Annotated in this window: 27 protein-coding genes; 23 read left to right on the top strand and 4 right to left on the bottom strand. The window is 37.3% G+C overall.

Annotated elements, in window-relative coordinates:
• The first annotated feature begins 23 nt into the window (after positions 1 to 23).
• The 14 genes from CEQ21_RS06830 (at position 24) to CEQ21_RS06765 (ending at position 15125) form a co-directional block, all read left to right on the top strand.
• Complete coding sequence (locus tag CEQ21_RS06830; protein WP_185763830.1) at positions 24 to 992, top strand: zinc-binding alcohol dehydrogenase family protein; 969 nt, start codon at positions 24 to 26, stop codon at positions 990 to 992.
• Between the two features lie 19 nt (positions 993 to 1011).
• Positions 1012 to 1962, top strand: a complete 951-nt coding sequence (locus tag CEQ21_RS06825; protein ID WP_185763829.1) for an ABC transporter ATP-binding protein — start codon at positions 1012 to 1014, stop codon at positions 1960 to 1962.
• A complete protein-coding gene (locus CEQ21_RS06820; protein ID WP_185763828.1) occupies positions 1959 to 3479 on the top strand; it encodes an ABC transporter permease/substrate-binding protein in 1521 nt (506 codons plus the stop codon). The genes CEQ21_RS06825 and CEQ21_RS06820 overlap by 4 nt, the downstream gene beginning before the upstream one ends.
• 599 nt (positions 3480 to 4078) lie before the next feature.
• Complete coding sequence (locus CEQ21_RS06815) at positions 4079 to 4807, top strand: FadR/GntR family transcriptional regulator (protein WP_185763827.1); 729 nt, start codon at positions 4079 to 4081, stop codon at positions 4805 to 4807.
• A 30-nt stretch (positions 4808 to 4837) separates the two neighbouring features.
• Positions 4838 to 6019 carry a M20 metallopeptidase family protein gene (locus CEQ21_RS06810; protein WP_185763826.1) on the top strand — a complete coding sequence of 394 codons (1182 nt, stop codon included), beginning with the start codon at positions 4838 to 4840 and terminating at the stop codon, positions 6017 to 6019.
• Positions 6020 to 6049: 30 nt separating this feature from the next.
• Complete coding sequence (locus tag CEQ21_RS06805; RefSeq protein WP_185763825.1) at positions 6050 to 7600, top strand: ABC transporter substrate-binding protein; 1551 nt, start codon at positions 6050 to 6052, stop codon at positions 7598 to 7600.
• 67 nt (positions 7601 to 7667) lie between these two features.
• Positions 7668 to 8585, top strand: coding sequence for an ABC transporter permease (locus tag CEQ21_RS06800; protein WP_185763824.1), 918 nt, complete (start codon positions 7668 to 7670; stop codon positions 8583 to 8585).
• Positions 8586 to 8642: 57 nt separating this feature from the next.
• Positions 8643 to 9527, top strand: coding sequence for an ABC transporter permease (locus CEQ21_RS06795; protein ID WP_235907215.1), 885 nt, complete (start codon positions 8643 to 8645; stop codon positions 9525 to 9527).
• A gap of 19 nt (positions 9528 to 9546) precedes the next feature.
• Positions 9547 to 10539 carry an ABC transporter ATP-binding protein gene (locus tag CEQ21_RS06790; protein ID WP_185763822.1) on the top strand — a complete coding sequence of 331 codons (993 nt, stop codon included), beginning with the start codon at positions 9547 to 9549 and terminating at the stop codon, positions 10537 to 10539.
• Positions 10520 to 11503, top strand: coding sequence for an ABC transporter ATP-binding protein (locus CEQ21_RS06785; protein WP_185763821.1), 984 nt, complete (start codon positions 10520 to 10522; stop codon positions 11501 to 11503). Before CEQ21_RS06790 ends, CEQ21_RS06785 begins: the two co-directional genes overlap by 20 nt.
• A 35-nt stretch (positions 11504 to 11538) precedes the next feature.
• Positions 11539 to 13491: an alpha/beta hydrolase family protein gene (locus CEQ21_RS06780; protein ID WP_185763820.1), complete on the top strand. Its 1953-nt coding sequence runs from the start codon at positions 11539 to 11541 to the stop codon at positions 13489 to 13491.
• A 16-nt stretch (positions 13492 to 13507) separates the two neighbouring features.
• Entirely contained in the window at positions 13508 to 13951 is a 444-nt protein-coding gene (locus tag CEQ21_RS06775; RefSeq protein WP_185763819.1) for a hypothetical protein, read from the top strand.
• Between the two features lie 270 nt (positions 13952 to 14221).
• A complete protein-coding gene (locus tag CEQ21_RS06770; protein WP_185763818.1) occupies positions 14222 to 14617 on the top strand; it encodes a hypothetical protein in 396 nt (131 codons plus the stop codon).
• Positions 14618 to 14735: 118 nt separating this feature from the next.
• Positions 14736 to 15125, top strand: coding sequence for a hypothetical protein (locus tag CEQ21_RS06765; RefSeq protein ID WP_185763817.1), 390 nt, complete (start codon positions 14736 to 14738; stop codon positions 15123 to 15125).
• Between the two features lie 45 nt (positions 15126 to 15170).
• Here the strand turns inward: CEQ21_RS06765 and CEQ21_RS06760 are convergent, their stop codons facing one another.
• Both CEQ21_RS06760 and CEQ21_RS06755 read right to left on the bottom strand, forming a co-directional pair.
• Entirely contained in the window at positions 15171 to 16055 is an 885-nt protein-coding gene (locus tag CEQ21_RS06760; RefSeq protein ID WP_185763816.1) for a hypothetical protein, read from the bottom strand.
• Entirely contained in the window at positions 16045 to 16515 is a 471-nt protein-coding gene (locus CEQ21_RS06755) for a flavodoxin domain-containing protein (RefSeq protein WP_328593462.1), read from the bottom strand. Before CEQ21_RS06755 ends, CEQ21_RS06760 begins: the two co-directional genes overlap by 11 nt.
• Before the next feature lie 189 nt (positions 16516 to 16704).
• On the opposite strand from CEQ21_RS06755, the gene CEQ21_RS06750 reads away from it, so the two are divergent.
• Genes CEQ21_RS06750 through CEQ21_RS06740 form a run of 3 tightly spaced genes read left to right on the top strand, consistent with a single transcriptional unit; the run spans position 16705 to position 18968 of the window.
• Positions 16705 to 17634, top strand: a complete 930-nt coding sequence (locus CEQ21_RS06750; RefSeq protein WP_235907190.1) for an arginase family protein — start codon at positions 16705 to 16707, stop codon at positions 17632 to 17634.
• Between the two features lie 57 nt (positions 17635 to 17691).
• Positions 17692 to 18294, top strand: coding sequence for a hypothetical protein (locus tag CEQ21_RS06745; protein WP_185763815.1), 603 nt, complete (start codon positions 17692 to 17694; stop codon positions 18292 to 18294).
• Between the two features lie 32 nt (positions 18295 to 18326).
• Positions 18327 to 18968: a hypothetical protein gene (locus CEQ21_RS06740; protein ID WP_185763814.1), complete on the top strand. Its 642-nt coding sequence runs from the start codon at positions 18327 to 18329 to the stop codon at positions 18966 to 18968.
• Positions 18969 to 19119: 151 nt separating this feature from the next.
• On the opposite strand, the gene CEQ21_RS06735 is transcribed toward CEQ21_RS06740, so the two are convergent.
• Positions 19120 to 19590, bottom strand: coding sequence for a DinB family protein (locus CEQ21_RS06735; RefSeq protein ID WP_185763813.1), 471 nt, complete (start codon positions 19588 to 19590; stop codon positions 19120 to 19122).
• 251 nt (positions 19591 to 19841) lie between these two features.
• Here CEQ21_RS06735 and CEQ21_RS06730 point away from each other — a divergent pair, with 251 nt between their 5' ends.
• Both CEQ21_RS06730 and CEQ21_RS06725 read left to right on the top strand, forming a co-directional pair.
• Positions 19842 to 20009: a hypothetical protein gene (locus tag CEQ21_RS06730; RefSeq protein WP_185763812.1), complete on the top strand. Its 168-nt coding sequence runs from the start codon at positions 19842 to 19844 to the stop codon at positions 20007 to 20009.
• Positions 20010 to 20161: 152 nt separating this feature from the next.
• Complete coding sequence (locus CEQ21_RS06725) at positions 20162 to 21415, top strand: DUF445 domain-containing protein (protein WP_185763811.1); 1254 nt, start codon at positions 20162 to 20164, stop codon at positions 21413 to 21415.
• Between the two features lie 100 nt (positions 21416 to 21515).
• Here the strand turns inward: CEQ21_RS06725 and CEQ21_RS06720 are convergent, their stop codons facing one another.
• Positions 21516 to 22259, bottom strand: a complete 744-nt coding sequence (locus CEQ21_RS06720; protein WP_185763810.1) for an SDR family NAD(P)-dependent oxidoreductase — start codon at positions 22257 to 22259, stop codon at positions 21516 to 21518.
• Between the two features lie 199 nt (positions 22260 to 22458).
• On the opposite strand from CEQ21_RS06720, the gene CEQ21_RS06715 reads away from it, so the two are divergent.
• The 4 genes from CEQ21_RS06715 (at position 22459) to CEQ21_RS06700 (ending at position 26533) form a co-directional block, all read left to right on the top strand.
• Positions 22459 to 23001, top strand: a complete 543-nt coding sequence (locus CEQ21_RS06715) for a sugar O-acetyltransferase (protein ID WP_185763809.1) — start codon at positions 22459 to 22461, stop codon at positions 22999 to 23001.
• A gap of 206 nt (positions 23002 to 23207) precedes the next feature.
• The gene (locus CEQ21_RS06710; protein WP_185763808.1) at positions 23208 to 24656 is read left to right on the top strand and encodes a MocR-like pyridoxine biosynthesis transcription factor PdxR; all 1449 of its coding nucleotides are present in this window, start codon (positions 23208 to 23210) and stop codon (positions 24654 to 24656) included.
• Between the two features lie 4 nt (positions 24657 to 24660).
• On the top strand, positions 24661 to 25578 hold the full coding sequence (locus CEQ21_RS06705; RefSeq protein ID WP_185763807.1) for a D-alanine--D-alanine ligase: 918 nt from the start codon (positions 24661 to 24663) through the stop codon (positions 25576 to 25578).
• A gap of 64 nt (positions 25579 to 25642) precedes the next feature.
• Positions 25643 to 26533, top strand: coding sequence for a DMT family transporter (locus CEQ21_RS06700; protein ID WP_235907189.1), 891 nt, complete (start codon positions 25643 to 25645; stop codon positions 26531 to 26533).
• Positions 26534 to 26598 lie beyond the last annotated feature (65 nt).

The following is a 26598-nucleotide window of genomic DNA, read 5'->3' as shown; positions in this document are numbered from 1 at the left end:
ATAAAGCAAAGGAGTGTGCTTAAATGAAAGCAGTTGTGTTAGAAAAAGCATGTGCACCACAGGATTTATATGTAAAGGAAGTACCGATGCCTAAAGTGAAGCCAGGATGGGTATTAGTTAGAATAAAAGCCTTCGGAATCAATCGTTCGGAAATTTATACAAGACAAGGGCACTCACCATCTGTACAGCTGCCACGAATTATTGGAATTGAATGTGCAGGAGAGGTTGCTGATCCATCAGATAGTACGCTGAAAAAAGGGCAAAGGGTTGTTTCCTTGATGGGAGGGCTTGGGCGTGAATTTAATGGAAGTTATGCAGAATATGCGCTTATCCCTTCCAGCCAAGTATATGCCATAAACAATGAGCTGGATTGGGTAAAGCTTGCGGCAATCCCAGAAATGTATTATACAGCTTATGCATCATTAGTTGATAGCTTAATGTTGAAAACAGGGGATACCCTGCTTATCCGTGGTGGCACGAGTTCGGTAGGGTTAGCTGCACTTCAGTTAGCGAAAAGTATAGGAGTAACAGTTGTTTCAACAACACGTAATCAAGAGAAGGTGGAACAGTTGAACAAGCTTGGCGCGGATTACGTTTTATTAGATGAAGGCGATATCCAGCCACAGCTTTATAGTATTTTCCCTAATGGTGTTAATAAGATATTAGAACTAGTTGGCACTGTCACCTTAAAGAATTCGCTCAGGATGCTTGATGAAAAAGGAATCCTTTGTATGACAGGCATATTGGGCGGTAAATGGGAGATGGATAGCTTTGAGCCAATGGTAGATATCCCTTCTGGCACGTATTTTACCCAATTTGACAGTGGCGTTAACTTCAAACCCCAATTGCTGACTAAATTATTTCAACATATCGAACAATTTGCGATAGAAGTACCGATAGCAAGGGTATTTACTTTAGAGGAGATTAGCCAAGCACATCTTTTAATGGAAAGTAATCGTGCAAATGGAAAGATTGTAATAGTAAATACATAAAAACATAAGGAGATTACATATGATTCAATTTGAAAATGTCTCAAAGCTATTCCAGGATGGTACGACAGCTGTTAATGAAATAAATCTCACAATTAATAAAGGTGAACTATTTGTACTGATTGGGCCAAGCGGGAGTGGTAAAACGACCACCTTAAAAATGATAAATCGGTTAATAGATTTAACAAATGGAACGATACTCATTGATGGGAAAAAAATAAGTGAATACGATATTCATGAACTGCGCTGGAATATTGGCTATGTATTGCAACAAATTGCGTTGTTTCCTCACTTGTCTATTGGAGAAAATATAGCTGTAGTACCTGAAATGAAAAAGTGGACGAAAGAGAAGATAGGGGCAAGAGTTGATGAATTGCTTGAAATGGTTGGATTAGAGCCGCAAACATATAAAAACAGAAAACCTAATGAGCTGTCAGGCGGGCAACAACAAAGGATTGGAGTAATCAGAGCACTAGCCGCAGATCCAGAAATTATCCTAATGGATGAGCCTTTTAGTGCACTTGACCCAATCAGCAGAGAAAAGCTCCAAGATGATATTATAAGCTTACAAAAAACAATAAAAAAGACAATTGTTTTCGTCACGCATGACATGCAGGAAGCCTTAAAATTAGGCGATAGAATTTGCATAATGAGAGATGGGAAAATTGTCCAAACTGGAACTCCAGAGGAATTAATAAATAATCCTGTAAATGATTTTGTTCAAGATTTTATTGGCAGGGTAAGTCATGAACATATTGCCTTTAATCTTGAACAAATTCTGTCGCCATTAACGATCAGTGACTTTGACGGATCAATTATTCCGGTCACAAGCTCTTTACAAGCTACCTTAGAAGCACTGTCTGAAAATAATCAAGTAGGGATTGAAAAGGATGGAGCAATCATTGGCATGATTGATAGACAATCGCTTATACAATATCAATTAAATGGCATGAAGGAAGGTGGAAAAGAGTGAGTAATCTATATCAAGCCTTCTTAGAAAGAAAAGGGGAGTTATTAAAGGATTTAATTCAGCATATTGAAATATCATTTATTGCGCTCTTTTTTGCATTAGTTATTGCAGTTCCACTTGGAATTTATTTAACAAGAAAGAAAAAGGCTGCCGAAATCATTATCGGCATCACATCTGTATTTCAAACAATACCATCTTTAGCTTTATTAGGTTTACTTATTCCGATTGTTGGAATCGGGACAATCCCAGCAATTATTGCATTGGTTATTTACGCGTTACTTCCAATTTTAAGGAATATTTATACAGGCATAAAAGAGGTTGATCCAAATTTAATTGAGGCAGCAAAAGGGTTAGGGATGAATAATCGAAGACTGTTATTTAAGGTAGAGCTACCTCTTGCCATGCCAGTAATAATGGCAGGGATAAGAACAGCGATGGTTCTTATCATTGGTACAGCTACAATTGCTGCACTTATTGGTGCGGGAGGCTTAGGTGATTTAATTACAGTGGGGATCAGCAGAAATGATACTAGTCTTATTTTATTAGGAGCCATTCCAGCAGCTCTGTTAGCACTGTTTTTTGACTTCTTATTAAGGCAATTTGAAAAGCTTTCCTTTAAGAAAGCATTTATTTCAATCGTATCTGTCATCGTAATTGCTTTCTTAATTATAACTGTATCTGCTTTAAACCAGCCTAAAGGTGCAGATATAACAATTGGCGGCAAAATGGGACCAGAGCCGGAAATATTAATGAATATGTATAAGCTGCTGATTGAAGAGGATTCTTCCTTAACAGTTGACATCAAACCAAACTTGGGAGGAACTACTTTTGTCTATAACGCTTTAACATCAGGAAGTATAGATATTTATCCAGAATTTACAGGAACCGTAATAGTCGATCTTTTAAAAGACCAGCCGGAAAGTACGGATAGACTAGAGGTTTACAATCAAGCGAAAGAAGGAGCTTTAACTAAATTGAATTTAGTTTTGCTGAAGCCAATGAAATACAATAACACATACGCTTTAGCTGTTCCCGCAGCACTTGCCGAACAATATGATTTAAAGACCATTTCCGACTTAAAAGCAATCGAAGGAAGTATAAAAGCAGGCTTTACACCAGAGTTTCCAGAACGTCAAGATGGATATGTTGGCATTCAAAATCTCTATGGCATACAGTTCTCCAAGGTAAATATCATGCAGCCAGAACTAAGATATGCTGCTGTTAAAAGAGGCGATATAAATATAGTTGATGCCTATTCAACAGATAGCGAAATCCAACGAAATAACTTAACTGTTTTAGAAGACGACAAGAACCTGTTTCCACCATATCAAGGAGCACCAATCCTGAAAAAAGAGACGTTAGAGAAATATCCAGAGCTGGAAGACATACTAAATAAACTAGCCGATCAAATAACGGATGATGAAATGAGAGAAATGAACTATGAAGTTGCGGTGGATAAGAAAAAAGCAAGCGATGTTGCTAAAACATTTTTAGAAGGGAAGAACTTACTTAATAACTAAATTTTTTCCTGTATATAGTTAGGGAGCTCTCGATAGTTTAGTTGATAGAGAGCTCCTTGTTGTAGTTTAAATGCAAAACTAAGGAGCATAAGTGTTCCTATCGCGGCGGGATTGATTTCTTTATGAAAAAAAATTTCTTGATGGATATATGAAAATCTTTTATAATTTTCCTGGAAAGCAAGGTAATCTTAATTTTTAATTAACTTGATTTTAAAAAAAGTTCTTAATAATTTAAATTCCTAGTTGACATATAAGAATTAAATGATTAAGATTTGGTTAATAAAATAAAATTCTATTTACACTTTTATTTAATAAATGTAGCCGATTGGACAACCAAAGGCACCTATACTATTCATCATTTTCATATGATTGAATTTATTAGGTGCCTTTTTTTATAGGCCTGATTGTGGATACAGTATTAACTGTCTTACGTTTATTAAATATTATGTGATATTAGAAAATTCTTAATTCGTTGACTTGATGTAGGGAAAAGGCTAATCTGAACTTAAAGGTCTAAGGTTTAAACCTTAATGTTTTTTATGTTATAAAGGTTTAAGGTTTGAACCTTAATGTTTTAAGGTTTGAAAGGAGAAAAGTTAATGTTTCCGGAGTCAGAATTTCAATTTGAGACAGTTTCGCCAAAGAAGGTGAGTGATTTTATATTAGATCAGCTAGAGGAAGCTATCATCCTGAAGGAGCTTCTGTCTGGTGAGCAATTACCTACAGAGCGTGAACTGGCAACAATCTTCAAAACGAGCCGTTTAGCTATTCGTGAGGCGTTGTCCATATTAGAAGAGCGAGGCTTGATTGAGAAAAGAATTGGTGCAAAAGGGGGGACATTCGTTCTTCCATTAACGCTAAATTCTCATATGCGAAACAAGGCAGAGCTAAGAAAAGACTGGGATCAGATGATAAAAATATTTGAATTTAGATCAATAATTGAGCCAGAGGCCGCCTATCTTGCTGCAAAAAGAATAACGAATGAAGAATTAATGAAGCTAAGAGACTATTTGAGAATGAGCATAGAACCAGAATGTTCTCGGGAATTATTTCGTTCATTGGATGTAAAGTTTCACTTAGCAATTGCTAAGGCATCTGGCAATGAATATTTCGAAAAGGCTGTAAGAATGATTAGAACGAAAATTAATCCTGCCCTTGACTTAATGCCATATAGCGACAAGGTGAAGACGGTTAACTATGAAGGCCACATAAGCCTGCTTAAAGCATTAGAAAAGCAGGATGGAGAACAATCAAAAGAGATTATGAGATTACATATTTCCAATTCAGAAAATGCCATTTATTCAAAAGTATTTTCCTCAGAAGAATAATAGATTTATCTAGAAATGGGAGGTTTGATTTTGGAATTATCTGATTTGCTCAAAAGAGCAGAAGAATTAAAACAGCAGCTAAGCATATGGCGCAGAGATTTTCATACGAATCCAGAGCTGGGTTATCAGGAGCTTCGCACTGCGGCTAAAGTAGAAGAGCATCTTAAACGACTTGGCCTAGAGGTTGAAACTGGTGTTGGTAAGACTGGCGTTACTGGTTTGCTTAGAGGGCAAGAGCCGGGCCCAACGATTGGTATTCGAGCAGATATGGATGCATTGCCAATTCAAGATGAAAAGGAGGTGACTTATCGCTCTTCCAATGCTAACGTTGCACATCTATGTGGCCATGATGCACATACAAGTATACTTATGGGAGCTGCAGAGCTATTCACCTCACTTGGCAAACCGAAAAAAGGCAATATTAAATTTATCTTTCAGCCAGCAGAAGAATTATTAGCAGGTGCTGCTGCGATGATTGCCGATGGAGTCTTAGAGAATCCTAAGGTGGATGCTATCATCGGTTTGCATGTTAACCCTAGTTTGCGAGTGGGTGAAATTGGTATTACATATGGAGTTGTATGCGCGTCTGTTGATAATATCAGCATCAAAATTATCGGAAAAGGAGGTCATGGAGCTAGACCTCATGAAGGGAAAGATTCAATTTTAATTGCTTCCCAGGTTATCGTCGCACTGCAAAATATCAGCAGCAGAATGATAGATCCGCTAGAACCAGTAGTAGTGTCTATTGGAAAAATTAATGGTGGAACCATTGGAACAGCAATAGCTACTAGTGTTGAGATGGAGGGAACAGTGAGAACACTGTCACCAGCCATTAGGGAAAAAATTCCGCAACTAATGGAGCAAGTAATAAAAGGAGTTGTGAGCGCATTTGATGCTGATTATGAATTTAGTTACGAGCTGAACTATCCCTCACTAGAAAATAATAAAGACCTGATAGATTTGGTCTCAGAAACCAGTGCTGAAATTCTTGGTGCAGAACAATGTAAGTTACTGAATGCATCAACTGGCGGAGAAGACTTTAGTTTCTATGCAGAGCAAATTCCTGGTGCCTTTTTCCGCTTAGGAGTTGGCAATGGTTCTTTAGAAACATCCTATCCGCTGCATCATCCTAGCTTCGATTTAGACGAGGAAGGCTTGTATTACGGGGTAGCAATGTTAACAGGCACCGCACTTAAATATTTAGAAAATTAGAGAAGTTTCAGTTGAGAAGGGGAGATTAAATTGAAAAATAAAAAATATAAATTTTTAAGTTTAGTAGTTTCTTTGATTGCCGTTCTAATCATTTCAGCCTGCAGTAACAGCACTAATTCAAGTGGAGATAGCACTACTACTGAAAAACAAGACAATGTATTAACATTTGCTAACGCAACAGATATTGAAAGCTTCGATATTCATAATAATAACAATACAATGAGTGAAGCTGTCCTTGTTAATATGTTTGATTACCTTATTCAAAACGATAGTGACGGAAATAAAATTCCTGTACTTGCTACAGAATGGAAGCAAGTCGATGATACAACTTGGCAGTTTAAACTGCGTGATGATGTTAAGTTTCACAATGGCGATTCATTCACAGCAGCTGACGTTAAATTTACTTTAGAAAGAGTTGCTAAGGATAGTTCTTTAAAACAAAACTACCTGTATAAGCAAATTAAAGAAGTACAAATTGTCGATGATTATACAGTTAATATCATCACAGAGGTTCCAGATCCAATTCTGCTAAATAGACTGTCAAGAATGGGTTCAGGTATGCTTCCATCCAAATATATTGAAGAAAAAGGTATGGATGAATTTCTGAAAAATCCTGTTGGTACAGGTCCATATAAATTCAGCAGCTGGACAAAAGACGATCGCTTAGAGCTAGTGAAAAACGATGATTATTTCGGTGGAGATGTTACATGGGAAAAAGTAGTTTTCCGTACAATTCCTGAAGCTTCTACAAGAGTATCAGAATTACTAGCAGGTGGGATTGATATTGCAGCGACAATTCCAACAACAGATGTAGCGCGTATTGAAGAAACAGATGGTAAAACGATTGCTTCTGCACCAACTAGAAGAGTATTGCAGCTTATCCTTCGTCATACAGAGGGAACAGTGACTGCAGATCCCGTTGTTCGTGAGGCGATTGATTTAGCGATTGATAAGCAATCAATTGTTGATAGCATTGCAGGCGGAGCAGGTGTACTAACAAGAACATCTGTGACACCAGGTAACTTTGGTGCAGATCCATCACTATATAAAACTTCTTTATATGATGTAGAAAAAGCTAAGAAATTATTAAAAGATGCAGGTTATACAAAAGATGACCTTAAGATAAGCTTCTCTGTAGCTAGTCAATATGGCGAATATGCAGAAGTAATTGCTGCGATGCTAACAGAGGTTGGCTTTGAGGTTGACCTTAATATTTTAGAAGCAACTGCATTCTATGAGCAGTTCAACTCTAAGTCATTCGGCGAGATATTCATGATTGGGATTGGTAACTCCTTAAATGATGCATCAAACAACTATGGTCGTTACATGCTTGATCAAGCCGCAGGAGAAACTGACTATAATAACCCAGAAGTAGAGAAATTACTGCAGGATGCTCTTGTAAATATGGATCCTGAATCTCGTGAGGCAGAGTATCAAAAAGTACAGCAAATCTTTGCAGAAGACAGACCAGCAGTATACCTATTCCAAATGGAAGGTGTATTCGGAGTAACGGACAGCATTAAATATTCTCCAAGAGAAGATGAAATGTATTATGCCCAAGAAATTACTCCAGCCAACTAAACAATAACTAGATCAAGGGGAGGTAATCTTCCTCTTGGTCTAAATTTTTTTTGAAGGGATGAGAAAATTGGGAAAGTATATTATCAAGTCACTTCTGCAAATGATTCCAGTATTATTCTTAATTACGGTAATCGTCTTTATTTTAGTGCGCGTTACAGGTGATCCTGTAGCATTAATGCTTCCAGAAACTGCGACAGAACAAGACCGTCTTGAGCTAACGAAAGCATTGGGACTTGATGAACCACTATATGTACAGTATGGCGTATTTATAAAAAGTGCCGTACAAGGAGATTTTGGAATTTCTTATCACTACGGACAACAAGCTCTGCCTTTAGTGCTCGAGCGTATACCAGCAAGCTTTGAACTAGCATTTGTAGCAATGCTTTTTTCCACATTAGTAGCCATTCCTCTAGGGATTCTATCTGCTTTGAAACGAAATTCTTTTTTGGATTTGATTATCTCAGGAATTTCCGTTCTTGGTAAAGCAATGCCTAATTTCTGGGTAGGTATTATGGTCATATTATTGTTCTCTGTTATCCTCGGGATTTTCCCTGTGTCGGGAAGAGGTGGCTTTAGTCACATCATTTTACCTGCCTTTACTTTAGGTGTAGGTTTGTTTGCACAGATGACTAGATTGATTAGAGCGAATATGCTGGAAATTTTAAATCAAGATTATATAAGAACGGCAAGAAGTAAAGGGATTATGGAGATGGTTGTAGTTGGACGGCATGCATTGAGGAATGGATTAATCTCTGTTGTAACAGTAATGAGCTTACAATTTACTAGCTTAATATCAGGAGCTCTTATAACGGAAACCGTATTTGCATGGCCTGGACTCGGGCAATTACTAGTGACAGCAGTCAACAACAAGGATATGGCAATTATACAAGCATCCGTATTTATTATTGCAATTCTAGTTATCTTAATAAACCTTTTGACAGATATTATTTATCGATTCTTGGATCCAAGAATTAAATACAGCTAAGGAGGGGTAGCTTTGTCTTCTGTTTCAAAACCAGTAGTAGAAGGGCAAAACACGACGATAAATTCTAGTCGTCCGAAAAAAAGTGAGCTGAAGCGTTGGATAAAACAATTATTGAAAAGCAAGACGGGTGTTGTTGGGGCGGTTATTGTTCTGTTTACGGTTGTTATTGCCATATTTGCCCCGTTATTAGCTCCCTATGATCCAGGAAAAGTAGCCCCATTAATGAGACTTAAACCACCAATGTGGATGGAGGGCGGCACGATTGAACATATATTAGGTACTGATAATCTAGGCAGAGATATTTTAAGCCGTATCTTATATGGCTCAAGGGTTTCACTTATTGTCGGAATCGGTGCCGTACTTGTTTCTGGTTTAATCGGAGCAGTTTTAGGTTTGCTTGCCGGATTTTATGGTGGCTGGATTAACGCCATAATCATGAGAACTGCGGATGCTTTTTTAGCAATCCCGACAATTTTATTAATGCTCGTTGTGTTAGCAGTTGTTGGTCCGGGACTATCCACTTTAATTTTTGTTATTGGGATAACAAATTGGGTTTCTTATGCACGGGTTGTCCGCGGGGAAGTATTAAGTATAAAAGAGCGTGAGTTTATAAAATCAGTCGTTGCAATTGGAGCAAGGAAAAGTAGAATCATATTTTTGCATATTCTTCCTAATGTCATTTCCTCCTTCATCATTATTTCTGGTATGAGCGTAGCAACCACCATCGTTTTAGAAGCTTCCTTAAGTTTTCTTGGTTTAGGTATTAAATCACCTGCCGTTTCATGGGGCGGAATGCTGAGTGATGGACGTCAGTACGTTGCTACAGCATGGTGGGTAGCTACTTTCCCTGGCCTTGCGATAACAATTACAGTACTAGGCGTAATCTTTTTAGGCGATTGGCTTCGAGATATGCTTGATCCTCGATTAAAAGCAAAAAAATGATACAGAAGGGATTGATACGATGCCATCAAATTTACTCGAAGTAAAAGATTTAAAAACAGTTTTTCATGTGGAAGATGGTGTGTTGCCTGCAGTAAATGGGATTAGTTTCTCTGTTAGTACTGGTGAAACATTAGCAATCGTAGGAGAATCGGGCAGCGGCAAAAGTGTTACTTCTCTATCCATTATGGGTTTGCTTGGTGATCCTGGTGAGGTTATTGGCGGGGAAGTGAACTTTAATAACGAAGACTTGCTGCATATGTCCCGCAAAGAATTAAATAAATACCGCGGCAATGACATTTCGATGATTTTTCAGGAGCCAATGACTTCCTTAAATCCTGTTTTTACAATTGGATTTCAAATTAGTGAGGTTATTAGAAGACATAAAGGTTTAAATAAGCAAGAGGCAAAAGCAAAAAGTATTGAAATGCTTGAGCGTGTTGGAATTCCAAATGCAGCAAAGGTTGCAAGCAACTTTCCACATCAATTATCAGGAGGAATGAGGCAAAGGGTGATGATTGCGATCGCTTTAGCTTGTGTTCCTAAACTATTAATTGCAGATGAGCCAACGACTGCCTTGGATGTTACGATCCAAGCCCAAATCCTTGAGTTAATCGGAGCGCTAAGCAAGGAAGAAAATACTGGAGTCATATTAATTACGCATGACCTTGGCGTTGTAGCAGAAATGGCAGATAAGGTAGCAGTTATGTATGCTGGTGAAATTGTAGAGGAAGCGCCGGTTAAAGTGTTATTTAAAAACCCCTCCCATCCATACACAATTGGTTTGTTAGGATCAATCCCAAGAATGGATGTAGATACAGAAATCTTGGATTCAATTCCAGGAACGGTTCCGAATTTATTGGAAATGCCTGATGGATGTCCATTTCATCCAAGATGTGCTTTTGCTGTTGACGAATGTAAAGCAGTAAAACCAGCTCTAGTGAAAAAGGCGGAGAACCATTCGGTTAGGTGCATACGAGCTAAGGAGGTTTACAATGAATTCAGAGCAAAGTAGTCAAGCCATTTTAAAAGTGGTTAATCTACAAAAACATTATCCAATAAAGAAGGGTGCTTTTTCAAAAAAAAGCTATTTTAGAGCGGTGGATGGCTTAGATTTCGAAGTTAACAAGGGGGAAACCTTTGGAGTTGTTGGTGAATCGGGATGCGGTAAATCAACGATGGGCTTAATGATTACGCAGCTGTTAGAACAAACAGAGGGCGATATTTGGTTTGATGGAAATCATTTAAATCAACTAAATGAAAAGAAGAAGCGGGAATTGCGAAGGGATTTACAAATTGTTTTTCAAGATCCATTTTCCTCCTTGAATCCAAGAATGAAGGTATTTGATATTGTAGCTGAACCTCTTAGAGTGCATGGAATTGCGAAAGGGGAGAAACTGCGAGAAGAGGTAATGAATCTGCTTAAAGTAGTTGGTCTAGGAGAGCATCACGCAGACAGGCACCCGCATGAGTTTAGCGGCGGACAGCGTCAGCGGATTGGAATTGCAAGAGCGCTTGCGTTAAAGCCGAAATTAATAGTTTGTGATGAACCTGTATCAGCACTTGATGTTTCTGTTCAAGCGCAAATACTTAACCTGTTAAAGCAACTGCAAAAAAAGTTCAATCTAACCTATATATTCATTGCTCATGGGCTGCCGTCTGTTAAGCATATAAGTGATCGGATTGCCGTTATGTATATGGGCAAAATTGTTGAGCTTGCTGATAAAAATGAGCTGTTTAATAATGTCAAACACCCATATACGGAAGCACTGTTGTCTGCAATTCCTGTTTTGAACCCATTTGAGAAGAAGGACAGAATTGTCTTGCAAGGTGAAATTCCTAATCCTGCTAATCCGCCAAGTGGATGCACATTTCATACTAGATGCCCATATGCCCGCGAGATGTGCAAGACAGAGCAGCCAGCACTTATGGAGCATGCAGACGGGCATTTTGCAGCATGCCATTTTCCATTAGCATAATCTAAAACAAATATACAAGGAAGAAGTGGATACAAGTGGAAAATCGCTCGATGCAACCAGACGATCTTTATAAATACACGTGGCTTAGTGATGCTACTGTCAATCCTCAAGGCAAAATTGCCTATGTGGAACGTACAATCAACAAGGACAAAAACAATTATTCTACTAATATTTGTTTTGTATCTAGTAACGGAGGAAGCATTGCCAAGCTTTCAAACGAAGGAAAGGATTCTTTCCCTGCTTGGTCCCCTGATGGACAAAGCCTCGCGTTTTTACGAAACGTTGACGGAAAAAAACAAATATTTATCGTCAAAGATGATAATCATGCTGTCCAGTTGACAAATCACAGCCATGGAATCGGCAGTTTCCAATGGTCCCCTCGTGGAGATTGTTTTTTGTTTACTTCAAGAGTGCCTGAAGTAAATGTGAACACTGATCAAGGAAAGGTATATGAGGATCTACCATTTAAAAGTGAAGGAATTGGTTTAAAGGATGAAAAGTATAACCACCTTTTCCTTATAGATACAAAAGAAAGCCAATGCACACAATTAACAACGGGAACTTTCCAAATTTCAAGTCCTGCTTGGTCTCCAGATGGGTCTGAAATATTGTATTTGCGCAATACAAAAAGTGCATCAACAGACCAGCAGAAAAATAATAAAACTAATGATGTTTTTTCCATTAATATAACAACAAAGTTAATCGATAAAAAAACAGATTCCAGTTTATTAATTAGCAAATATAACTTTTTATCGGATAAAAAAACACTAGTACTAGTTGCTAATAATCAAGAGTTTGGAAGTGGAACACAAAACCAACTATATAAAGTTTCAAGTGATAATAACTCTCCTAAATCATTATTATCCCCCACACTTGATTTACAATTTGGAAATTATGCATTAAGTGACATGAAATTTGCTGGTGGCTATCCAGCGCCATTTGCTGATTTAGAAGGGAATTTATATGTGCTTGGCACAAAACATGGGAGTGTCCATATATATCGCTATGCTCAAAATGGCGATTTTAAAGCTGTTACAACTGGTGATAAAGATATTTATCATTACATCAAATCAGAAGATAAAAAACATTTATTCTATTTAGCTATTACTAAAGACTGTCCAAGCGAACTGTATAAGCTTGATTTGGATACAGGTGAAGAAGTAAAGCTCACCAATTATCATGAGGAACTTACTCATACATTTGCTGCAGCTGTGGTTGAGGATTTTTGGTTTAACTCCTTTGATGGGACAAAAATTCAAGGCTGGTTGATGAGCCCAAAGCATAAGCCTGCAGGAGAAAAGACACCATTGATTTTACAAATCCATGGAGGTCCACATGCTATGTATACGGGAACCTTTAACCATGAATTTCAAGTATTAGTGTCAAAGGGATATAGTGTTATGTTTATCAATCCAAGAGGAAGCTTTGGATATGGTCAGGATTTTGCTAAAGCGTGCCGAGGAGAGTTCAGTGAAGGAGATTATCAAGATATCATGAGTGGTCTGGACTATGTGTTAAGCAGCTACTCTTTCGTTGATACTCAAAGGCTAGGAGTTTCAGGGGGAAGCTACGGTGGGTTAATGACAAACTGGATTGTTTCTCAAACAAATCGCTTTAATGTTGCTATATCACAAAGAAGTATTACCAATTGGATTTCCTTTTATGGAATGAGTGATATCGGTATTTCTTATACGGATGCAATGCTTGGAGGAAATCCTTGGGACAATATAAATATGCTATGGGAAAAATCACCTTTAGCACATGTGAAAAACATAAGCACACCATTGCTCATTCTACATGGCGAGGAGGATCTGCGCTGTCCCGTTGAACAGTCTGATCAACTATTTACAGCACTTAAAAAGTGGGAGCGAACAACAAAACTTATTCGTTATCCAAAATCAAACCATACATTTATGAAAAATGGAAAACCATCCTATCGGATTCATTTTTTAGAAGAAGTCACAGCTTGGATTGAGGCATATATTTAACGAGGAGGAAGAAAAAATGAATACAATAAGATTATCCATGCCAGTAGCCTTTTTCATTGAAAATTGCTTAACAAGTGGTTTACCGTTAGAGACAATCATTGACTCTATAAAGCAGCAACAATTCTCCATCTTTAAAGACAATGTCCAAGACAAGGACATGGACTTTAACGAAAGATATCAGGTCGCCGAGCAATTGGGAGAAGACTGGGAAACAGCCGTGAAATCCGGCTATGAATTAAAATGGCTCCATTTGAATGGACTAAAAAAACTGCTGAACTTTAGATTCAAGAAGGTTGCTGATACGGACTATTTACAGGATGGCTTCGTAATTAGTTCATTAAAATTAAAACAGGCTGAGTACGAAATATTGTCATCTATGATTAACAGTCAATGGAATGTTTTAGATGATACTACTGAAGGTACATATAAAATTGAGCTTAAGTTTAAAAACGTTATGTGAATTTTCTTGAGGCGGTATTAAGTCTTAATTAGATTATTAGCGGATAAACACTATTATTTAAGAAGCTGCTGTCGTAAAAGCAGCTTTTTTGTGCTGGTTCATATAATAAACTTTTTATTGCTAAGGAAAATTTTATAATGCTTTATAATGAAGTGAAAGGATCTCTTCTTATTGACGCTACTGCTAAGAAAGTTCAAAAGTTTTGTGGAAACTTTTAACAAGCCCAAGCGTATAATTGTTTATCAAAGTCTTTTCATTAGGAGGAAAGAGATGAAGCGAATTCTAGCTGCTTTATCGTTCATAATCATCCTTGTCTTAACAGGATGCACCAGTAATAATTCTTCCGATACGTTTACCTTTACAGGTGAGTCAGGCAATTGGTCGGTTGAATTAAATGTTACGCAGGGAGAGGATGATTATGAAAAACAAGATTTAACATTGCAATATAAGGGGCAGGACGTGAACTCCGTTGGTGAAATTATCTATACTGTAGCAACTAAAGCAAGCGGCTATAGTGGCAACGGTGCTACCCTTGATGAGAACGGTATTTATACAGAGACAAATGAGAATAATGCCTCAAATGCAAAAGTGACGGATAAGTCTAAAGTAAATGTAACCGTTGAGTGGAATAATCAGACGGAAAGCATTAGTTTGAAAAATAAATAGCTTTATTTCTCAGCGATTCTTTTTTTAGGAAGAATTGTTTTTTTTACAAAAATAACCAATAATCCAGTAACCTTAAGTCCTAAACAAGCGTCTAAAGGATAAAAAGGGGGTTATTGGTTTGGTTAAGAAAAAGCTGTATATTGTTTTGACTGCTTTAGCCTTGCTTATTATGACTGGATGCTCTGCGAAAGGGGAAGAAGTAACAGCGGTCAGCGGTGAAATTGATGCGGAGGAAGTGCTAAGTTTGAACCCAGAAGCCGATATTTTTCAGTTTGAAGGTGTAATATATCAAACAAATATTGATTGGGTAGATGAACTAGCGTTAACGAAGGATGCTCAAGTTGGGGAAATAAAAACATTAAATGAAGCTAACACAGATTTTAATGATGAAATGGCAAATAAGCTGAAGGTAGGGTCAAAAATTTTTTCTGCCAAAGAACGAAATGATATTCTAATTGTGGAAAATGAGTCAGGACTATTTAATTATCTAGCCATTGTGGAGGGCTAGTCTTAAGAAAAGGAGCGCCTGCTTAGCGACGCTCCCCTATTTCCTTTAATGAAGGATTTTTGTCTTTGTTAAGCTGTCTTTCATCCATTTGCATTCTTCTCCGCCAGCCAAAAACAGATTTCCGGCACTGGCAGCTACACAAAAGCAATGACCTTTAATTGTTTCGACTGGCTCTAATATCATTTGTGATAAGTCACCATGATAAATACGTGAATATCCATATTCGTCCTTGCTGGAACAAACATAAATATGATCGCCAGAAAGTACCATGCCCAGAAAAGCACGTTCTTCTATTTGGCAAGTAAGGGAATGCCACTTGTTGTCTCGATGATTTCGAAAGGCGATAGTGCCTTTTTTTGTTTGGCACGCACCTGTTGTCATCCAGAGAAACGAATTATCGACATGAATAGAGGAAACCATCGTTTCTTCATCATGAAGGACTGGCACTAGCTGTTGGGAAGATAATGTATATCTCCACAACCCGCCATGTTGTTTATGTATTTGTGTGCCAACATATAAGTCTTCACCATGCAATGTTAAAGAGCGAATAATAGGTCTAACGGAAAGTTCTTTAAAAAGCGAAATGACTTTCCAGTTTACCCCGAAATCTAAAGACACAAGTAATTGTGTACCTGCATGTGTTATAACTAAGCCACTCTCGTTGCCTACAATATTCCACAAGCGCTGACTTGTTGGAAAGAAGGAGGTCTTCCATCTACCTGTTTTTTCATGGATTCGAATGAACCTACCTCTTTCACCAACACCCATAATGTAATCACCAATTTTTTTCAGTTGATAAATGGAGTCTTGCAATGGAATTATTATCTTCCAACGATTATGCTTGAACGAATAAATGCCTTCTCCTTTAATGGAAACTAAAAATTCATTAGGGGAGGTAGTAACAACAGCAGTCGCTCCATTAGCGTGCATGACTAGTATCCTTTTCCTTTGCCCACTCATAGGCACCTACTGCAAATTGTTCACATTCCTGCACTTCCTCCTCACTATCTGGACTAAACTCAATTTTTAATAAAGAGCTAAAAACATCTGCGCCTCGTTCCTTCACCTTGTCTGCCAACAGGTCAACTGCCTGACAGAAGGCAGGATAGAAACGGTCGCCTGAGCCAAAGACACCGAAGGACATCCCTGTTAGATCCACTTCGTCTAATTCTTCATACATATCCTCCAGCTCATACGGCAAATCTCCATCACCCCATGTATAGCTTCCGAAAAAAACAAGATCATATTGTGATAGCTTTTGAAGAGGAATTAAGTCTAAGTCCTCAACAGCCACTTCACAATTTAATGCTTCTAATTTATTTTTTAATATCATCATAATATCCTCTGTATTGCTTGTTAAGCTTGCAAACCCAATTAGTACCTTCATCATAAACACCTCTTAAATGAGAATAATTTTCATTATAACTAACTATAAATGATAATGATTATCAATGTCAATGTAAAAAATGCTGCAATATTTGACAAAAGGCCAAGGAGTTAAATTTTACAAGCTGGTTGGAGGAGTATTACTATAAAAATATAGTTTAATTTTTATAATCTTGTATTAATAGGAGGCTGTATGATGAAAAGGAATGAAAGCTTGAAAACGGAAGGCGACAAGACATTAAGGCTACTAATGCCACAATGGCAAGGCGGGAATAATTCAGCTTATTACCTCGGTGCACAGCTTCTTAATTGGCTTGCTCCAAGTTCAAATGATGCCTTTGAAGAGGTTCCGATTGACCTGTCAGCAGAAGGGCTTACTGTTGAGAAGGGGATTTTTGCAAGGAGTACACTACTTAAACAAGTACATGCTGCGAAAGCCATACTCGATAAACATAACCCCGATCGTGTTGTTGTTTTCGGTGGAGACTGTGGCGTTGAATTGGCTCCGTTTGCCTATCTCAATAATAGGTATGATGGAGATGCAGCAATACTTTGGGTTGACGCTCATCCTGATGTAAATACTCCAGAGCATTTTGAAAACCATCATGCACATGTGCTTGCGAATCTCCTTGGAGTAGGAGATGAGGACTTCGTTGCAGAAGTGCCAACATTGGTAGACCCTAAAAACGTGTTATACGTTGGTTTAAATGACGGAACAGCTTCAGAAAAAGCAGTGATGGACCGATTTAATTTGAGTGTGGTTAAGCCTGAGGAAATTGTGAAGGACAGCAGCTCTGTTTTAAATTGGCTAAATAAGCGAAATGTTTCAAAAGTAATTGTTCATTTTGATTTAGACGTACTTGATTTAAGAGAGTTTCGGTCATTACTTATAGCAAACCCAGAAACATACAGCGAAATGGTCGAAAAAACGCCAAAAGGTTCCAGTATAGAAACGATCATTCGGGTCCTTCAAGATGTTGGAAAGGCTTATGACATTGTTGGACTTGGGATTACAGAGCATTTTCCATGGGAGGCTGTTGCATTGGCGAATATGCTAACACGTCTTCCGTTAATTGGTGATATAAATAAAACTGACAAACCCTCTTATAACTGGATATTTTAATACTTAATAAAAGGGTCATTAGATTTTTTGAATGTCCCTTTTTGGGAGGGATTCCCTTTGACAAAAATATCAATAACGGCTGTAGCGTTTGATTCTGAAGAGGATTATATTTTTTTTGAAAAGGCACAAAAACTGAAGAAATTATATATCGGACCCTCTGAGTATGAAAATTACGATGAGGATACTAAACAATTTTTATATGAATTTTTATGTGAACAAAATGCTTTTCCCTATTTTGTCTTGTATGAACCATATGGTGATGTAACGGAAGAAATAGAGAAGTTATACATTAGTGAGAGTATCCCATATTCTTTAAGGTATGAGGGTTCATCGTTTAAGCGGTTTCCAGTCTTAACGATTACAATTAATGGTCCATCTGCATTAAAGCTTGTTCTAGAGGAAAGCTTTTGGATTGCTGCATCAAATCAGTTTTATTCAATCTCATTTTCCAATAATACTAGCTATAAGCCTATCCTTAAAAAAGGGTTATTCGGAAAGATGAAACAATACTTAGTACCGTGCTTTACAATGAAGCATCCAGCAACTGTCATCAAAATCTGGCATGATGGCCAAGGGTTTAACCTCTATACGAATGATTCCAAGTATTCGACAGTTGAACAACTGATATGCCATCTACCGAATGGAACGATTTTAGAATAAAACAGTCTTATTACTTATTTAGGGGAAAAATAATGGATGAATTATGGATTCAAGAAGAGGATTTGCAAGAGGCGTTGAAGGAGCATTCTTTGCCCGTTAGGATTGAACTTTCAGGTGGAGAACCTAAGGTTTATTGTCTTAGTGTTGATGACAAAGATGATAGAACGGAAGAGGAGTATTTAATTAAATTTTTGTCTGCTACTAAAACCTTTCCTTTGTATGTTACTTACTCCATTCAATATTTAATAATGGCGGAATATGAAAAGGAATTAAATGAGTTAGGATTAGAATATGAGGCAAGGTATACAACTTCACAGAGAGTTTTTTACACACAGAGAAGAATTAGACGTTATTATCATCCTGCAAGCATTTGTGTGAAATTTATGGACATTAATACATTAGCAAAAATAATCAATGCCAATTATGGAATCGCCCAAATGAACGAATTCTTTGCGATTTCTTCAGAAGATAACGTTCGGTTCGATCATAAGGAACGCCTAGCAGTTATTGAGGAAAAACCTAATTCTTTTTATATTACACCTGGTTTTGATGGGCATGGATTTTATCTGTTTTCCAACGAAGAACGATATTCAAGTATTATGAAGTTAATGGATAACCTGCCAGAGGGAACAGAGGTTACGCAAATTAATGATAAGTTGATAGATGAAATATAATATTTTAGGGTGCAATCTGTGTTTATTTGACTAGAGGTTAAATAATCACAGATTGCAGCCCTTTTTATTTTGTAATAATGGCATAACAGGAGCAGCAACAAGCTTCCATATAAATAAAAGCGGTCAACAAAGAATTAATATCTTATGTAGTTTAATCCCAAATCCGCACTCTAGGAACATCTGCTGACCTTAAGTAATCTAAGAGCTGGCCTGTGTGAACGGACTCATGATAGGCTACTCGCAACAGCATATCTCCTAAATCTCTTATGTAGCCTGATTCTGAGCGATCAATCTTTATGGAAGATAAACCTTCTTCTGTGAATGATTTTATTGTCTGTAAAAAATCATTGCGATATGGTTCAGCAAATTCTAATTCATCTTGAACGGTTGTGTACGGTAATCCCTCAAATGGAGACTCAAATACGGCTAAGCTGCCTCTGTTTTTGATCGCTAGATGATAATAATGCTCGCTTTCTAATACATGCCTTATCATTTCGATACAATTCATCGCCTCATTATCTGGCTTCCATAAAAGTTTTTCTGCGGGAATGGATGTCCATACCTTAATACTTCTTCGTCTTACTTCAGTGAAATTTAATAAAATTAAATCAATGGAATTCATAACTTCCCCCTCTTTTCAACACTTGTTATTATTATACAATAATGGATAAGTAAGTTAACAAATAAATTGATTAAACTTGCTTGTTAAGATATAATGGCTCATTAATAAAAGAAGGGAACTTTTTATCGTTTATAACGTAAAAACTAAATGAGGAAAATGAATCTGTGTACTTGTGTGTTTGTTAATAAGATGAATAAAAGTTATAATTAGCCAGTTATATAAATAAAAAGATAAAAAAGTGGGGTCTTAACATGAGCTGGATGGATGCTAATTTAATAGTAATTCCTTTTATATTTTTAGGGAAAATTGCAATCTTTGTTTTCGCAATTTGGTATGCTTTGAAGCTATTAAAGCTGCAAAAAGAGAAAAATAGTCTTCTTAAAGAAATCTCTGAGAAGCTGAATAAACTAGACAAGTAATAGAGAATTTTATAGATTATATAAGGGGCCGGATGAAAAATTCGGCTTTTTTATTTATCACAATGCCTTTTCAACGTTTTTTTCGGCAATTGAAGGTTATAATAAGAAAAAGACTAGATAAATTTACTATTATTTAAGGATGAGGAAAAAAGATGTCTATGAAAACAAAATCAAAAAAATTAGCTGTATATTCCCTTATTATTATGGGAATAGGGTATATTGCAACAGCACCGTTTAATGATTCCATTTGGATCAGGTTGCTGCAGGGAGGATTTGAAGCAGGTCTTGTCGGGGGATTAGCGGATTGGTTCGCAGTTACTGCACTGTTCCGTCATCCACTTGGATTGCCAATTCCACATACAGCATTATTGCCTAATAATCGAAAAAGGGTCACAAAAGGACTTGTAACAGTCCTGAAAAATGATTGGCTTTCAAAGGAGAGCATCCAAGATAAAATTAAGGATATTTCATTTACAGATAAACTGCTTCCAACCATAACAGAACTTATAACGAAAGGTTCTCTTAAGGCTGGATTGATTAAAGCAGTTAAAAAACTAGTAAGCAATATCGACATTGAAAAAATGGTGCCTTTCATTAAAACACAAATTGTTTTAACTCTTTCTAATATTGAAGTGAAAAAAATCCTGCAGATGATCAGTTCAAAATTAGTGAATGAAAATTTCGATGAAAAAGTATTAGATCATGTGCTGAAAAAAGCAGACAATTGGTTAAGACAAGAGGATACGAAGGAAAAGCTCGGCAGCGTTTCTATGAATGTCATCAACAGAATTGAAGCGGATGGCATGCTTAAATTTGCATTACGATCAATTGAAAGCTTACTTAGCGAAGAGAAACTCGGAAATATTGTTCAAAACCTTTTGTTGAGCGGGGTAAGAAGCTTGCAGCATAAAGGGCAGCCAAACCGCGAAGCTCTCGTCAAATATATTCGTAAAGAAATCGAAGCAATGAACGATAATGAACAGTTAATTGAGGGTATCGACAAGTGGAAGAACCAGCTGATAGCTGAATGGGATTTAGATAATACAGTATTGGAAGCATTACAAAAACTACAGGAAAATATATTGCTTCAATTGGATGATGAAGAATTTATTGATACGTATGTTATGCCACTATGCCTGCATTTCTTAGGCATGATTCAGAAAAATAGCGAAGCGATTGATAAATGGATGCAAACACAAATATCCATATTAATCGAGAAAAACCATTCGAAAATTGGTGATCTCGTTCAAGAAAACCTCGATAAGCTAGACAATGAGACAATGATTGACATGATTGAAAATAATATTGGCAAAGACCTGCAGTGGATTCGAGTGAATGGTGCGATTTGCGGTTTTATAATCGGTATTATTTTGACTGGTATTCATGATTTGATTGGGTTGATCTAAATAGCTTATGGTGGAAGCTTGAGTTAAACCGACTATCATTTATTAAAAATGATAAAACAAAAAATCCCTCCGATTTCATTAATCGGGGGGATTTTTTTAATTATATAGCAGTATAACCGCCATCAACAAAGAGTGTTGTGCCTGTAACAAAGTCATTTTCTGCCAAGAATACAACGGCATGTGCAATTTCTTCTGGGTTACCTAAGCGTCCAATTGGATGTTTTGCAACTAAACCATCATAGAAATCACCTAAAGCTTCTTTACTAACCATACCAGATTCAATAAATCCTGGTGCAACTGCGTTAACACGGATATTGCGGTCTGCATATTCAATCGCCAATGATTTTGTAATTTGATTAACTGCACCTTTACTTGCAGCGTAAGGAATCGAAGTAGGCTCCCCAACAGATCCTAAGATAGAAGAAGTGCTTATAATAGAACCTCCGCCAGTTTTAATCATTTCACGGATTGCATATTTTGCTCCATAGAATACGCCATCTTGGTTAATCGCAATTACACGTTTGTATTCTTCTGCAGTTAGTTCATGTGTTGGTTTTTGCACACCAACGCCAGCGTTGTTAAAGATGATATCTAGCTTGCCGAAATGTTTAACCGCTTCAGCAACCAAGTTTTCAACTTCGCTTTCTTCGGCTACATTTGTTTTTACAAACAATACATTCTCATAAGTTTCTTTTAAATCTTTTTCAACAGCAGCGCCAGCTTCTGCATTATAGTCTGCTAAAACAACTTTCGCACCTTTATCTAGGAAAGCTTTAACTGTTGCTAATCCAATACCTGAAGCACCACCAGTTACGATTGCTACTTTGTCTTGTAAATTTGTCATGTTAATTCCTCCAATAATGTCTAAGTTGTCTATCTATTAATTAGTATCTTATCTACAAGTTAATAATATACCCATAGTCTAAAAGTGTCAATTAAAATATCTCAAATTAATATATTACGCTTATAGAAATAAATTAAACGTAAAGGATAAATATACCACTGCATGGTAAAATAAATAGAATGGAAGGGAGGAAGCTATTGTGAACGAGAAAGAGAAGGTCTTCTATGAAAGAGGGACAGAAGAGTTAAAATTAAAAAGCATTCGTGCACAAAAGCTTGTCCGCGCATGTAATGATAGCGATGTAGAGGATTCAGCAAAACGAGTAGAAGTAATCAGAGAATTATTTGGTAGTGTGGGGGCTAATCCTGCGATTGAACATAATTTTCATTGTGACTTAGGTTACAATATTCATGTAGGAGAAAATTTTTACGCAGGATACAACTGCACGATTTTAGATATGGCAGAAGTTAGAATAGGCGATAACTGTATGATAGGACCTAATGTCGGAATATATACTGCAGGACATGCAATCGAACCGAAGGGCAGAAATAAAAGCGGATATGGAATTCCTATTACAGTCGGCGATGATGTGTGGATCGGCGGCAGCTGTGTTATATTGGCAGGAATCACAATTGGCGATAATTCTATTGTTGCGGCAGGATCTGTCGTGACAAAGGATGTTCCGGCAAACACGGTAGTCGCAGGAAATCCAGCTAAAGTTATAAAAAGCATCGATAATTGAGCAATGAATATGGCTGCCAACTGGCGGCTTTTTTTATAATTAGGGGAATGCCAAAATGATTAGATTAGCTTTATACTTAACTAATAACTATTTATTATATCGTTGCTAAAAAGGATTACATACCACCCTACGCTAAAAATCCACTTTGAGTGGACCTTTAGAAATAACGCTGAAAATGCAAAAATGTAATGGAGAGGATGAATGCTGTGTTTAATGATTTTAAGCTTACCGAAGGGCGGCCTGTATATATCCAGCTTAAGGAATACCTGAAAAGGATGATCACAAATGGGCATTTGCTTGAGAATCAAAAGCTTCCATCAACAAGGGAAATGAGCGTTTCGTTAGCAATAAGCCGAAATACGGTTTTAACAGCGTATGCAGATTTGGAGCAAGAAGGCCTGATATACGCAATTAAGGGAAAAGGCAACTTTGTTAAAAATGTAGAAACCGCAAAAACCCCTTCTATTGAAGTGAATTGGGGCGAAAAGATGAATGAGCAAGCACTTTTAGCAGAAAACCTCGACTTAATGAAGCATGGTGTACGCAGAAGCAATGAAATGATTTCATTCAATAGTATTGCACCAGATGAAAAGCTTTTTGACGTGGAAAATTTTAAAAGAGCTTTTTTAAACAGAATGGCAATTGAAGGCGATATTGTTCTGAATTATGGATATGCCAAGGGCTATAAGCCACTGATTGACTACTTGCTGCACTATATGGAAGTTAAAGGTGTAGACATTAAAGAGAAGGATATTTTGATAACAAATGGCTTTACCGAGGGCCTTGATATTATTTTATCTTCTTTAAATAAGAAAAGTGGCCGAATTATTTGTGAAAATCCAACCCATCATTCTGCACTGAAGCTCTTTCGCATGCACGGTTATGAAATCGATGGAATTGACATGGAAGATGACGGTATGGATATTTCCATGCTGGAATCCGTTTTATCAAAAAACAAATATGATTTCGCCTACCTAATTCCCTCCTATCATAATCCAACTGGTATTGTAACCTCGTCTGAAAAACGGAAAAAAATAATGGAATTATTTTCTGTCTATCAAGTTCCGATTGTTGAGGATGGCTTTAATGAAGAGCTGAGATACTCAGGAGCCCATCTTGCACCATTGGCGGCATTTGCTGGAAGCGGTAATAATGTCATTTATACAAGCAGCTTCTCCAAAATTCTTTTTCCTGGTTTAAGGGTCGGCTGGGTCTTAGCGGATAAAGAGTTAATTTATTATTTGGAAAGTATGAAGCGGGCTCGCACCATTCATACATCTACATTAGATCAAGCAGTTTTATATCAGTATTTACATGATGGTTACTTTGAGAAATATATAAAAAAAGCCAGATCTGTTTATAAGAAAAAGTATGAATTAGCCTTAAATGCTTCGAAAAGATACATCCCGATGAAAAGAATTACCGGTGATGGCGGTTTGCATCTTTTTATTGAGCTGGATAAGAAAATCGATTCCCGTGAGCTATTAAAAAAATGCTCTCAAAGGGGTGTTGTCTTTGCACTTGGAAATGATTTTTATACAAACAATAGTGGGAAACACACACTGCGCTTAGGTTTTTCTCGATTGAAGGAAGAAGAAATAAGCAGAGGAATTAAGTTGATAGGGCAAACGATAAAAGAACATTATGGAGGTTGAGAAAATGAAGGTTGGCGTTATTATGGGTGGAGTATCTTCTGAAAAGCAGGTGTCCATTATGACAGGGAAGGAAATGATCGCTCATTTAGATACAAATAAGTACGAAATAATCCCAATCGAGCTTAACAGTAAACAGGAAATTGTCGAAAAGGCAGAAAACCTTGATATCGCGCTGCTTGCTTTGCATGGTAAGTTTGGGGAGGATGGTGTTATTCAAGGAGCACTTGAAACACTCGGCATTCCTTATACAGGAAGCAGTATCCTCTCAAGCAGCTTATGTATGGATAAAAATCTCTCCAAAAAAATCATTCGCTATGAAGGTTTGTTAACACCTAATTGGATTCAGCTATCAAGCTTGGAGGAACTGCCTTTAAGTGAAATCGAAAAAATGGGCTATCCACTAGTCGTTAAGCCTAATTCAGGTGGTTCAAGTGTAGGGGTGAAAATTGTCTATGATCAGGAGACATTGCTATCATCCATCTTAGAAGTATTTAAATGGGATCATGAGGTAGTGATTGAGCAGCATATTAACGGTAAGGAAATTACTTGTTCTGTCTTAAATGGGGAGCTGCTGCCGATTATTTCTATTCAACATAAAGGAGAGTTTTTTGATTATCATTCGAAATATGATGATACGGCTACGATTGAAGAGGTGATTCAGCTTCCTCAAGAAATAGAAAAACGTGTATCTGCTGCTGCAATGGCTTGCTATCATTCATTGAAGTGCAGTGTGTATGCGCGAATTGACATGATGCTTAAAGACGGTATTCCTTATATTTTAGAAGTTAACACACTACCAGGTATGACGAAAAACAGCCTGCTCCCGAAAAGTGCTCATGCCGCAGGGATTCCATATGGTAAATTGCTAGATTTAATTATCGAAAATTCACGGAAAGAACGAGCAAACGAGTATAAGATATAATTACAAAGCACTACAAAGAAATACTACTATGTATAGAAAAAAACAGAAGAAAGGGCGGCTTTACATGGCTAAAGAAAAACTAGGGTTTTTACTTGGGATAGTCGGTGTTATGTGTTTTAGTTTAACGCTCCCTGCGACAAGTATAGCAGTAACTTATTTCGGAACGACTGTTGTCGGGTTAGGAAGAACAGTTATCGCCGCTATTTTAGTAGCTGTCATCCTTATAATCCGCAAAGAAAAGCTCCCTTCTCTTCGGCAGTTTACGAGTATTCTCATCGTAGCACTCGGTGCTGTGTTAGGATTTCCTCTCCTCACATCATGGGCAATGGAATCCTTACCAGTCTCACATGGAGCTGTTGAGGTGGCACTCCTGCCTTTAGCAACAGCAGGGTTTGCCATGTTAAGAGCAGGAGAACAGCCATCACTTAAATACTGGATTTCTAGTATGATAGGATCTTGTGCCGTTATCATATATGCACTAATTCTTGGCATCGGTCAGTTACAGATCGCTGATTTAGCCTTACTTGCAGCTGTTGTACTGTTGGGATTTAGTTATGCAGAGGGAGGAAGACTAGCAAAGGAAATAGGCAGCTGGCAAGTCATTGCATGGGCAATTTTGATTGCTGCCCCATTTTTCATTATTCCTGTCGGCTTAAACTTCACACAAGAGATGATACATGCACCAATTCAAGCTTGGCTCAGCTTCCTTTATCTTGGTGTGGTCAGTCAATTTCTTGCCTATGTTGCCTGGTATCGGGGAATGAGCTTGGGCGGCATTGCCAGAGTCAGTCAAATACAATACTTACAGCCATTTCTGATGATTTTATTTGCCGCTATTTTTCTCAACGAAGCTATAAGTTTGATGACAATTGGTATTGCTATCATAGTTCTGCTTTCTGTTCTTGGCGGTAAAAATGCAAAAGTTAAAGTAAGCGATTCCTTAAACATAAACTAATGCTGGACTTCTAAAAAAATAGAGAATTCTCTGTCAGCCGCTAGCTAGTTGCGGCTTTTTTTGTG

It is taken from the genome of Niallia circulans, from assembly GCF_007273535.1.
Classification (GTDB): Bacteria; Bacillota; Bacilli; order Bacillales; family Cytobacillaceae; genus Niallia; species Niallia circulans_B.
Note: the sequence above shows the minus strand (reverse complement) of the source record. Positions and strands in the feature narration are given on the sequence as shown.